A 12,270-nucleotide genomic window follows, 5' to 3' on the forward strand; every position below is an offset into this window, starting at 1 on the left:
GCGTACGTCGTGGTTGCTCGCGCAGTTCCCCGCGCCCCTTCAGGCGGCGCCTAGCCGTTCCCCTTCAGGGGCGCGGGGCCCGCTCCCGGGCCCAATGGCACGCCACCTGCGTCTCACCGCCCCCCGAGAGCACCGCCAGGTCCTCCCCGCGGCAGCGGTCCGCCACCCCCGTCCGTCCGGCCTCGCCCGAGGCAAGCACCTGGCACCGCGCATGGAACCGGCAGCCCCCCGGGATACGGGACGGATCCGGCGGCTCACCCGTGAGGACCACCGGCTCACCGGGGGCCTCCGGGAGGACCGACAACAGCGCCTGGGTGTAGGGGTGTCGAGGTGCGGTCAGCACCTCCTCCACCGTGCCCGTCTCGACGATGCGGCCCAGGTACATCACCGCGACGCGGTCCGCGATGTTCCACGCGAGGCCCAGATCGTGCGTCACCACGAGCGCCGAGAGACCGAGTTCGTCCCGCAGGCGCAGCAGCAGGGCGAGGATCTCCCCGCGTACGGAGGCGTCGAGGGAGGCCACCGGCTCGTCGGCCACGATGAGTTCGGGTTCGAGGACCAGCGCGCCCGCGATGACGACGCGCTGGCGCTGGCCGCCCGACAGCTCGTGCGGGTAGCGCAGGAAGAAGCGCTCCGGTGGGCGGAGCCCGGCCCGCGCGAGGGCCCCGGCGACCGCGGCCCGCTCGTCACCGGCGTACCCGTGGATGCGCAGTCCCTCGGCCACGGCCTCGTACACCGTGTGCCGGGGGTTGAGGGACCCGCTGGGGTCCTGCAGGACGAGCTGGACGCGCTTGCGGTACGCCTTGAGGGCGCGCCCGGAGTAGTTCAGCGGCTTCCCCGCGAACGTCACCTTGCCGGAGGTCGGCTGCACCAGGCCCAGCAGCGAACGGGCCAGCGTCGTCTTGCCGCAGCCCGACTCGCCGACCAGGGCGACGATCTCGCCGCCCAGGATGTCGAGGTCGACGCCGTCCACCGCCCGCGCGGTCGGCGCGCCCCGGCGGCCGGGGAAGGCGATGTGCAGATCGGCGGCGGACAGCAGAGGGCCGCCGGGCTCGGGAATGGTCATGCGCGGCTCCTCTTGCCGGGGTGCTTCGGTCACGGCGTGCGCTCCGCCGCCGGTGCCACCGGCGCCGCCGTGGGCCGCACGGGAAGCGGGGCGCCCGCGTGGACGCACGCGGCACGGTGGTGCGTACCCGCGTCCCGCAGTGCCTGGTCGTCCGTCGCGCAGGAGTCCAGGGCCACGGGGCAGCGCGGATGGAACGTACAGCCCGTGGGGAGCGCCGAGGGGTCGGGCGGGTCGCCCGGCAGGCCGCGCGGCGCGAACCGGGACGCCGCGTCGCCGATCCGCGGGAAGGCCGCCGACAGAGCCTTGCCGTAGGGGTGCCGGGCGTTCTCGTAGACCTGCGTGGCCGGGCCCTCTTCGACGACGCGGCCCGCGTACATCACCGCGAGCCGGTCGCAGGTGTCGGAGAGCACCGCCAGGTCGTGGCTGATCATCATCAGGCCGAGGTCCTGCTCGGTCACCAGCTGTTCGATCAGGCGCAGGATCTGGGCCTGGATCATCACGTCGAGCGCGGTGGTCGGCTCGTCCGCGATGATCAGGCGGGGATCGCAGGCCAGCGCCATGGCGATCATGACGCGCTGGCGCTGACCGCCGGACAGCTCGTGCGGATACGCCTCCGCACGGGCGGCGGGCAGCCCCACGTGTTCGAGGAGTTCGCCGACTTTCCTCTCCGCGCCCGCCTGCGTCGCCTTCTTGTGGAGCAGGATCGGCTCGGCGATCTGGTCGCCGACGCGGTGCACGGCGTTCAGCGAGTGCATCGCGCCCTGGAAGACGATCGAGGCGCCCGCCCAGCGCACCGCCCGGACCCGGCCCCACTTCATGGCGAGGACGTCCTCACCGTCGAGCAGGATCTCGCCGGACACCTTCGTGCCCGCGGGAAGCAGCCGCAGCAGGGCCAGCGCGAGCGTCGACTTGCCGCAGCCCGACTCGCCGGCGACGCCGAGCTTGTGGCCCGCGTCGACGTGGAGGTTCACGCCACGGACGGCGGCGGCGCCGTTCGCGTATGTCACTTCGAGATCGCGTACGTCGAGGAGACGCCGGTCGTTCGTCTGGGTCAGGTCGGTCAACGGGAGGCCCCCAGCCTGGGGTTGAGCACGGATTCCACGGCGCGGCCGCACAGCGTGAACGCCAGTGCGACGATCGCGATGGCGAGGCCGGGCGGGGCGAGGTACCACCAGTGGCCCGCGCTGACCGCGCCCGCCTCGCGCGCGTCCTGGAGCAGGCCGCCCCACGAGACGCTCGTCGGGTCGCCGAGGCCGAGGAAGGCGAGCGTGGCCTCGGTGAGGATGGCGCCGGAGATGACGAGGGTGGTCTGCGCGAGCACGAGCGGCATGACGTTGGGCAGCACGTGCCGGGCCATGATGTGGCCGTGGCCGCCGCCGAGCGCCCGCGCCCGCTCGATGTACGGCCGTGACTCGACCGCCAGCGTCTGCGCGCGGACCAGGCGTGCCGTCGTGGGCCAGGTCGTCACGCCGATCGCCAGGATGATCGTCCAGATCGAGCCGGACAGCACCGCGGCGAGGGCGATGGCGAGCACCAGCGTCGGCATCACCAGGAACCAGTCGGTGACGCGCATGATGACGGTGGAGTACCAGCCCTTGAAGTGCCCGGCCGTGATGCCGACGAGCGTGCCGATGGCCACCGAGAGCACGGCGGCGAGCAGCCCGACGGTCAGCGACATGCGCGCGCCCCACACCAGCAGGCCCAGCAGGTCACGCCCGAACTGGTCGGTGCCCAGCGGGAACTCACCGCTCGGCGATTCCATCGGCTCGCCCGGCGCCTCGGTGACGCTCTGCGCGTCCGAGCCGACGAGCAGCGGCGCGAAGATCGCGGCGAGCCCGATCACTACGAGCGTGGCAAGCCCGAAGAGCCCGGTCCGGTGCGTGCGGTACTCCCGCCAGAAGCGCACCACGGAGTGCCGGCGGCGGGTCCGGGCGAGGGATCGCGCGCTCTTCCCGGTCGCGGCGGGCGCGGTAGAAGTGGTGGGGGTGGAGGGACCGGGGCTGGTGGGGTCGGTGGGACTCGTCGGTGCGGATTCGGTCGTCATCGGCCCACCCGGGGATCGAGCAGCGGATAGATCACGTCGGCCAGGGTGTTCATCAGGATCACCGCGGTGGAGAAGACGAAGAACAGCCCCTGTACCAGCGGCAGATCGGGCACGCTCAGCGCCGAGTAGAAGAGCCCGCCGAGCCCCGGCCAGGAGAAGACGGTCTCGACGAGGATCGCGCCCGCCACCACCGTGCCGAGATTGACGAACATCAGCGTGACGGTCGGCAGCATCGCGTTCGGCACGGCGTGCCGACGCCGCACGAGGTCGTCCCTGAGCCCCTTGGCGCGCGCGGTCGTCAGATAGTCGCTGCCCATCTCGTCGAGGAGGGAGGACCGCATCACCAGCAGCGTCTGCGCGTACCCGACGGCGACCAGCGTGATCACGGGCAGCACCATGTGGTGCGCGACATCGACGACGTACGCGAAGCCCGTCTCACCCCCCGACTCCAGCCCACCCGTCGGGAACATCCCGGGGATCGGCCCGATCCCCACCGCGAAGACGATGATCAGCAGCAGCCCGAGCCAGAACGACGGCACCGAGTACAGGGTCAGCGCGAGCCCGGTGTGGAAGCGGTCGCCCAGCTTGCCGTTGCGCCAGGCGGTGCGCGTGCCGAGCCAGATGCCGATGAGCGTGTAGAGGACGTACGCCGTTCCGGTGAGGAGCAGCGTGGCGGGCAGCGCCTCCGTGATCTTGTCCATCACAGGGGCGTGGAACTGGTACGACGTACCGAAGTCGCCGCTCAGGACCTTGCCGGTGTAGTCCCAGAACTGGGCCATGACCGGCTGGTCGAGGCCGAACTCCTTGCGCATCGCGGCGAGCTGCTCGGCGGAGACGCGCCTGCCGCCCGTCATCTGCTTGACGGGATCGCCGGGGATCAGCCGGAACAGGAAGAAGCTGGTGACGAGCACGGCGAACAGCGACACGATCGCGCCGCCGAGCTTGCCGGCCACATAGAGGAGGTAGGCACGGGCGTTGCGGGCCCGCGGCCCGCGGGCCGACGAGAGCCCGGCCGCAGCCGGCTCGCCGTCGGCCCCGGGACCCGGTGGACCCTCGGTGTCGAGCAGTGCGGGATTGCTGTCAGCGGTCATGCGTTACTCGCGGTCCTCTGCGGTCGAACGGCGGCGCAGGGCGAACAGGACTCCGCCGCCCACGAGCACCACCGCGGCAGCGGCGATACCGATGATGACACCGGTCGAGCTGCCGTCCTTGGAAGAACTCTTCCCCTCCGCGGGGACGGCCGACCACCAGCTCCAATATCCATCCTGGCCGTAGATGTTGCCGGCGGCCGTCGGCATGGTGGTGATGGACTTGATCTGGTCGGTGCGGTAGGCCTCGACGGCGTTCGGGTACGCGAGGACGTTCATGTACCCGGAGTCGTACAGCCACGACTGCATCCGCTCGACGATGTCGGCCCGCTTGTCCGGGTCGTACTCGGCGAGCTGCTCGGCGTACAGCTCGTCGTACTTCTTGTCGCAGATGAAGTTGTCCGTGGCGGCGCTCTCCTTGGCCTTCACCGGCAGCGCGGCGCAGGTGTGGATGCCGAGCACGAAGTCCGGGTCGGGGTTGACGGACCAGCCGTCGAAGGCGAGGTCGTACTCGCCCGCGTACCAGGGCACGGAGACGTCGTCGAGACAGTTGACCTTCAGCCCGATGCCGAGATCCCCCCACCACTCCTTCAGATACTTCCCGACCGCCTTGTCATTGGGGTCGGTCGCGTGGCACAGAATGCGCAGGTTCAGCGGCTTGCCGTCCTTGCCGACGCGCTGCCCGTCGCTGTTCTTCTTGTAGCCCGCTTCGTCGAGGAGCTTGGCGGCCCTCTCCGGGTCGTACTTCATCTCCTGGTCGGCGGAGGGCTTCCAGGCGTACTCGGAGAAGCGCGGCGGAATGTAACCGGCGCCCTCGACGGCGTTGCCCTGGAACACCTTGTCGACGATCGCCTCGCGGTCGACGGAGAGGAACAGCGCCTGACGGACCCTCTTGTCCAGCAGGGCGGGATGCCCGTCACCGAACCTCTTCCCGTCCTTCGTCTTCGCGCCGGGGTTGGTGGCGATGGCGAAGAAACGACGCCCGGGCCCCTCATTGACCTTGACGTTCTCCTCGTTCTCCAGGGACTTGGCCTGCGCCGGAGTGAGCGCGGGCTGCCCGGCGACGAACGACACCTCACCCTTGCGCAGGGCGGAGACGGCGGCGTCCTGATCCTTGTACGTCTTGAAGACCAGCTCGTCGAACTTGGCCGGACCGCGCCAGAAGTCCTTGTTGGCCTTGAGCCGGACGTACTGGTCGACCTTGTAGTCCGTCAGGATGAACGGCCCGTTGCCGACGACCGGGAAGTCCTTGTCGTTGTTGAACTTCGAGATGTCGTCGACCTTCTCCCACACATGCTTGGGAACGATCGGCACATCGAGAGCAGCCATCGTGGCCTGCGGCTTCTTCAACTCGATGACCAGCTTGGTGGGGCTGGGCGCGGTCACCTTCCTGAAGTTGGTGACGAAGTTGGAGTTCGCGGTGGCGGTGCCCTCCTTGGACATCACCTTGTTGAACGTCCACGCCGCGTCCTCGGCGGTGGCGGGCTTCCCGTCCGACCACTTGGAGTCGTCGCGAATGGTGTACGTCCACGTCAGCTTGTCGGCGGACGGCTTCCAGTCAGTGGCGAACCCGTCTATGGCCTTGTTGTCCTTGGCGTCGTAGTTCGTCAGGTACTCATACGTCAGCCGATGGATGCTGGTACTGAGCAGCCGCTGGGCGAGGAACGGACTGAGCGAGTCGACGCTCTGCGCCACGGCGACGGTGAGGACCTTCTTGCCTCCGTCGTCCTTGGCCTCGGCCTGCTGCGGGGCGGGGTCGAGGGGCGTGGCGAGACCGGCCGTAAGAGTGAGGGCGGCGGCGCCACCGGCGAGCGTGAGCTTCAGGCGGCTGTGGTTGTGGCTGTGGCCGCGGTTGTGGCTCTGGCTGGCATCTGCTGATCTGCCGTGCTGATCTTGTGTGTCCATGGCTCGGTGACCTCGCGTCATCGCTCGCACAGGGATGGCTGGTTACACGCTGGTGGATCAAGGAACGTCAGCTGGTTGATGTGTGTTTACCAGCGCCAGTCTGCACGCGTCAACGGCGGGTGAACCCCATGTGGCCTGCGGAAATAACGAGTTGACCGTGATTTCATCCGCATTGGTCAAGACCTCTGACGCGTGGCTGGTGAGGGGGTGGCGGCGGGGGGAGGGGGGCTTGACCTGCTGGTCTGCGCCGACCGTGTCGGCAGCACGCCAGTGGGCCCGCACCGAGAACGGTGCGGGCCCACTGGGGAGTCGCGGCGCCTACTGCTGCGGAGGCGGCGGCTGCTGGAAGGGTGCCCCCGGCTGGAACGGGGCGCCGGGCTGAACGGGTGGCGGAGTGTGTCCGTCCTGGCTCTGAGCCTGAGGCGGCTGGGCCTGAGCCTGAGCCTGAGGCGGCTGGGGCTGGGGCTGGTGGGGTTGTTTGGGCGGCTGGGCTTGCCAGCCGTGCGGGGCCTCCGGCTGCTGCGGGTAGGGCTGCTGCCCGGACTGGGGCTGGGATTGCGGCTGCTGCTGCGGCTGGGGCTGGGGCTGCTGAGGAGCGTACGGCTGAGGATGCTGCCCCCCGTACGGCTGAGGCTGCCCGCCCGCAGGTGCCTGTTGCGCGGGCGCCTGTTGCGCGGGCACCTGCTGTGTGGGCGCCTGTTGCATGGGTGCATGCTGCATCGGTGCCTGTTGCACGGGCGGCGCCTGCTGCTGGCCGGGCATCGGCGGAGCCATGTGCGGCGGCGGATTCCCGTCCGACGTCCACAGCCCCTGCTGCTGCTGAGCCCGCACGAAGTCCTCGGCCACCATCGCCGAGAGATTGAAGTACGCCTCCCGCACCTTCGGCCGCATCATGTCGAGATCGACCTCCGCGCCGGCGGCGAGATGCTCGTCGAAGGGAACGACGACAACCCCCCGGCACCGCGTCTCGAAGTGCGACACGATGTCATCGACCTTGATCATCTTCCCGGTCTCCCGTACACCGGAGATGACGGTGATGGACCGCGAGACAAGATCGGCGTACCCGTGCGCGGACAGCCAGTCCAACGTCGTGGACGCACTGCTCGCACCGTCCACCGACGGCGTCGAGATGATGATCAGCTGATCGGCGAGGTCGAGCACCCCACGCATGGCGCTGTAGAGCAGCCCCGTACCGGAGTCCGTCAGGATGATCGGGTACTGCTTGCCGAGCACATCGATGGCGCGCCGGTAGTCCTCGTCGTTGAACGTGGTCGACACGGCCGGATCGACGTCGTTGGCGATGATCTCGAGCCCGGACGACGCCTGCGAGGTGAAGCGCCGGATGTCCATGTACGAGTTGAGGTACGGGATCGCCTGGACGAGGTCACGGATGGTGGCCCCGGTCTCGCGCCGCACGCGCCGCCCGAGCGTACCGGCGTCGGGGTTGGCATCGATGGCGAGAATCTTGTCCTGCCGCTCGGTGGCCAGCGTCGACCCCAGCGCGGTGGTGGTGGTCGTCTTGCCCACGCCGCCCTTGAGGCTGATGACAGCGATCCGGTAGCACGACAGCACCGGCGTCCGGATCAGCTCCAACTTCCGCTGCCGCTCGGCCTCTTCCTTCTTCCCGCCGAGCTTGAACCGAGAGCCGCCGCCCGTGGGCCGGCTGCTCTTCGCCTTCGACTTGGTGTTGCGCAGCAGCCGGTCGGAGGAGAGCTCGACGGCGGCGGTGTACCCGAGCGGGGCACCGGGGTTGGTCCGCTCCCGCTGATCGTGCTGAACGGCCTGCGGCCAGGCGGCACCGGTACGAGGGTCGACGGGCGGTGCGGCCTGCGGCTGCGGCAGCGGCTGCTGGTTCTGAGCCTGGACGGGCGGCAGCGGCTGTGCCTGCGGAGCGGGCGGCTGCTGCGCCGGAACCGGCTGGTGCGCCTGCGGAGCGGGAGCTTGCGGGAACCCGTAACTTCCGCCCTGCGGAGCCGAATCGGGAGCGACATGACCGGGCGCACCCGGCTGCGGGAACCCATAACCGCCCTGCGGCGCTGGGGCAACGGGAGCCGTACCAGGAGCCGGACCAGGAGCAGGCGCGGGCGCGGGCGCTGGCACTGGCGCTGGCGCTTGAACGGGCGCGACAGGCGCCGACGGCGGAAACCCGTACGCCCCCTGAGGAGCCTGAACCGGCACATCGGCGACGGGAGCACTGGGCGACGCCGGCCACGCACCAGAAGCGGCCTGCGGCTGAACCGACGCCGGAGGCTGACCCTGAGACTGCTGCTGCACGGGCGCGGCAAAGGGAGCCGACGCGGGCGGCGCGGTGGGCGGGGCGTGCGTGGGTGCGGGCGCGGCGACGGATGCCGGCTGAACGGGCTGGGCGGGCGGCGGGGTCTGCGCCTGCACGGGCTCGGGCTGCGCGGTGGGCGGGGCCTGTGTGGGTGTGGGCGCGGCGACGGGCGCGGGCTGGACCGGCTGGGCGGGCGGCGGGGTCTGCGCCTGCACGGGCTCGGGCTGTACGTGCTGTACGGGCTGCGCGGTGGGCGGCGCCTGTGTGGGTGCGGGCGCGGCGACGGGCGCGGGCTGAACCGGCTGGGCGGTCGGCGGAGCCTGCGTAGGCGCGGGCCACTGCGGCGCCGAGACCGGAGCCGCGGGCTGGTAGGCGGGCGGCAACGGCGGAAGCCCGCTCTGCGGCACGGGCGGCGGCGGAGCCCAGGAGGAGGGCACGGAGTCCTGCACGTCAGCGCCACTATTGCCACTGCCACTGCCACTGCCATCGCCACTGCCATCGCCACCATCATCGGCGGCGGCCGCGACAACCACGGAATCCTGCGGCTCGGCCTCACCAACACCCGCACTGACGCCCGCGCGCTCCTCACCCCCGACTACGACGGACGCGGAACCAGCCACCACGTCGTCACGCGAGACGTCCCCCTCACCGGACGGGGCGGAGCCGACCTGCTCCGCCCCCGCGACATCACCCTCGGCAGCGGGCGCGCCCTCGGACTCAGCCGCGACTTCGGCGGAGGCGGCACGCTCCTCGATCTCCCGCTTGAGAGCACGGGCGGAGAACCGCATGGTGGCACCACTCTCAAGATCGCCACTCCCCAGGTTCCCCGAACCATCCTCACCGAATTCAACGTCGGTCGCAGAAGATCCCGCAGCGTCAGTCGCCCCGGCACCAGCGTCAGCGACCTCAGCGACCTCAGCCACCTCAGCGACCGACTCAGCCTCAACCACCGACTCAGCCTCAACCACCTCACCAGCAGAGTCGGCGTCAACCTCGTTCTTGGGCACGACCCCGGTCACATGGACGGAAGCGGCAGGCCCGGCAACGGCAGCGCTCCAGTCGGTGGCCCCACCACCGGACGCCACCGACGGCACGTCAGCGGCATCCCGTGCGTCCCGCTCCTCATCCGGAGCCGCAGGCTGAAACCCGCTCCCCACAGGAAGCTTAGGCATCACACTGGGAACACCGTTCGAGGACGTGCCGGACGACGGCTCATCAGGGGCGGGCGGAGCCAGGGGCGCGGGCGGCGCGGCGAAGGAAGGCATGGCAGGAGCTGGAGCGGACGCACTCGGAACAGGAGCCTCCGAGGCAGGCTCGGAGGGAGCCGAAGCGGAGACGGGCGGCGCGGACGGAGTCTCCCCCGCACTGCCCGAAGCGTTCTGCGTATACCAGGCAGGCGGCGCGTAGTCGATGGTGAACTCGCCCGTCGTCTCGGCAGCGGACTCCGCGTCGGACTGATCATCGACGGGTGAGTCCCAGCCCCCGCGGATCTCGTCCCGATCGCTGTTCACAATGCCTCCTGGTGTGGTCGAGCACCCTCGTGCCGTGGTGGGGGGCGACCGTTCCTGTCGTCCGATCCGCCTGGCTCTCCCCGTTGAGACGCACGCGACCCGCACGCGGGTTTCCGGCGTCACGCCCTGCCCCAGACTAATCACCAAAACCACCGGCACGGCAGGGCAGCCCACCCCACCTGTGCTGTCCATTGCGTCACGCTCCACAGAAGAGCGATCCACGTACATCAAAACGCGCCGGACAAACCCCCCGACAACGGATGGAAGGCACCCAACACGACGTCAACTCTCCCTCGGCCTCAGCCTCAGTCCATCCGCCGAGCGGCACCCAACAATCCGGTCTCGACATCGGTGGCCTGCGTCATCACGTACTGCCGGTTCCGATCGGCACACCACAACGTCACCCCATCGGCGAGCGTCGGCAACGAATCCACGTCCCCCCGAGGCAACCCCAGCGACCGCCCGATCTGCACCGCCTCGTCCGGCGAGACCCGCTGCACCCCCACAAGCCGGGCCTGCCGCATCAACCGAGGAGCAACGGGACTGAGATAGGGCAACACCGTCAGCACCGACTGCCAGGGCCCGGCCACAACCCGCCCCCGAGGCGGCCGCATCCCACAGTCCCGCACCACGAGCACAGGACTCCCGGCCGACGCCCCCAAAGGCGGCACCCGCCCCACCTCATGCACAGCCATCCCGCTCTGCCCCGCCCCAAGAGCCCGTACCAACTGCCCCCACGCCTCCGCCCGCCCGGTCTCGACCGCCACGCGGGCCCCGGTCGCGGCAGCCCGAAACGCGATGACCTGAGCCGTCCAGAGCCCTCCGATGAGCAGCACGTCGTAAGGCGTGGGCCGGTTGATCCCAAGGACCGCGGGCCCACCCCGCGCGTCCACACCGATGACGACCCCGTCGTCACCGATGGGCAGTGAAAGCGTGTCCACCTCATCGGGCGGGAGCGCATGCCGTCCGTGGCGCGGCCCCAGGAGCCCGAAGCCGCGGCGCAGCGCGGTGCCTCCGGGCAGCGGCCTGGCCATCAACGGGCACCGCCGAGCGGCAGTGTGGCCAGCATTCCAGGCAGTTGCTCGTGATCGAGCCGCATCAACGTGCTCCCGGCCTGACGGGAAGCGCGCTCGACAGCACCGCGAGCCGCCGCGAGCTCGGCCTCGCTGCGCCCGGTCACCCGCACATGTCCACGCAACGAGACTTCCTGCCGATCGGCGCGCCCCAGCGTCAGACTGAAGGTCGTGGCCAGCGTCGGAACAGCGGTGAGCAGCGCCACCAGCTGAGGCAGCGACGGTTCCCCGGAAACCCCGAGCCGGGGCCAGCGTCGCACCCAGTAGGTCGTATGCCGCCGATTGTCGCAGCGCCACGCGCGCGGGGACTCCTCCGTCCGCCGCTGGGGTTCCTCGGCCCGCCCGGCCTCCGCCGTCACCAGCGGATTGGCACAGGCCGACGTGGCGATGGCGGAGGTCAGTCCGTCCTCGCTCAGAACGGTCGCCCGGAAGCCGGCCCCGGTGAGGCGACTCGCCAATTGATCCACGGCACGCACCACACACTTCTGCGCCCCGACAAGGCCGCCACCACGTGCTGCCACTGCCTCGGGACACAGCTCGGGGTCGAGCTTCAGGGCGATCCAGGTGATCCGAACCGCGGGCGCCCCGGTCTGAGCCTGCAGGGGAGCGTAGTTGCTGACCGCCAGGGAGTCCTGCGGCAGGTGCAGCGCGGGCGCCGGTTGGGTGTGCAGCACGATCTGCGCCGACTCGAGCCGGATACCGTCCACGTCGAGCGCGTCCCGCACCAGCCCGACCGGTAGCGCCTGCCGTTCCCGCTCGGCCCGCAGCGGGGTCGAGTCCGACTCGATCTGCAGCACCGCGGTCACGAAGGTGCCGTCTCCCACCATCCCGAACTGCCGCCCGTCCTGGCCGCTGTACGTGTACGTGCGCAGTGCGGGGTCGCACTCCACAGCAAGGGCGAACCCAGGCTCTGTGCCCGGCGGTATCGGCGTACTGGCGGCGAGGCGTCTGCGTACCCTCAACGCCCGCATCGTGCCCAGCCATTCGGGCAGGGGGCGCCCGTGACGACGTACGGCAGCGAACGTCACCAGCACGGCTGCCACCGCGCCCGTGAGTACGACCGCCGGCGGGCCCAGGACCCAGGCGGTCAGCAGCAGGGCAGCGGCGACCTCGATCAGCACGAGTCGTTGCAGGCGAAACGAGCTGAACTGCCTTGAGCGGGCGCGGAGACGAAGCACGACGGCCGTCCCCGTGGCCCTGTTCCGCAGTGCGGAAGTCATCAGCCCAACCCTCCCCCGTAAGACACTCGTAAAGCCGCTCGTATCGGCGATCGGCCCGCGACGTCGGGCAGTTGAAGCTCAAAGAAGC

General features: G+C 70.4%; 8 protein-coding genes and 1 pseudogene. All 9 read right to left on the reverse strand.

Features of this window, described 5'->3' with window-relative positions; genetic code table 11:
* Positions 1-64 precede the first annotated feature (64 nt).
* Positions 65-1,066, reverse strand: coding sequence for an ABC transporter ATP-binding protein (locus ACWDZ7_RS36110; protein ID WP_451802979.1), 1,002 nt, complete (start codon positions 1,064-1,066; stop codon positions 65-67).
* Between the two features lie 29 nt (positions 1,067-1,095).
* A complete protein-coding gene (locus ACWDZ7_RS36115) occupies positions 1,096-2,130 on the reverse strand; it encodes an ABC transporter ATP-binding protein (RefSeq protein ID WP_451802980.1) in 1,035 nt (344 codons plus the stop codon).
* A complete protein-coding gene (locus tag ACWDZ7_RS36120) occupies positions 2,127-3,110 on the reverse strand; it encodes an ABC transporter permease (protein ID WP_451802981.1) in 984 nt (327 codons plus the stop codon). The genes ACWDZ7_RS36115 and ACWDZ7_RS36120 overlap by 4 nt, the downstream gene beginning before the upstream one ends.
* Complete coding sequence (locus tag ACWDZ7_RS36125; protein ID WP_451802982.1) at positions 3,107-4,201, reverse strand: ABC transporter permease; 1,095 nt, start codon at positions 4,199-4,201, stop codon at positions 3,107-3,109. The genes ACWDZ7_RS36120 and ACWDZ7_RS36125 overlap by 4 nt, the downstream gene beginning before the upstream one ends.
* A gap of 3 nt (positions 4,202-4,204) precedes the next feature.
* Positions 4,205-6,103 (reverse strand): ABC transporter substrate-binding protein, encoded by a 1,899-nt coding sequence (locus tag ACWDZ7_RS36130; RefSeq protein ID WP_451802983.1) that lies wholly within the window; start codon positions 6,101-6,103, stop codon positions 4,205-4,207.
* A 318-nt stretch (positions 6,104-6,421) separates the two neighbouring features.
* Positions 6,422-9,166, reverse strand: a complete 2,745-nt coding sequence (locus ACWDZ7_RS36135; protein ID WP_451803001.1) for a nucleotide-binding protein — start codon at positions 9,164-9,166, stop codon at positions 6,422-6,424.
* Positions 9,167-9,808: 642 nt separating this feature from the next.
* Positions 9,809-10,117, reverse strand: a pseudogene (locus ACWDZ7_RS36140) (hypothetical protein); the annotation flags it as partial.
* A 77-nt stretch (positions 10,118-10,194) separates the two neighbouring features.
* The gene (locus ACWDZ7_RS36145) at positions 10,195-10,923 is read right to left on the reverse strand and encodes a hypothetical protein (protein WP_451802984.1); all 729 of its coding nucleotides are present in this window, start codon (positions 10,921-10,923) and stop codon (positions 10,195-10,197) included.
* A complete protein-coding gene (eccE, locus tag ACWDZ7_RS36150; protein ID WP_451802985.1) occupies positions 10,923-12,182 on the reverse strand; it encodes a type VII secretion protein EccE in 1,260 nt (419 codons plus the stop codon). The genes ACWDZ7_RS36145 and eccE overlap by 1 nt, the downstream gene beginning before the upstream one ends.
* Positions 12,183-12,270 lie beyond the last annotated feature (88 nt).

The organism is Streptomyces sp. NPDC003032 (genome assembly GCF_053591415.1).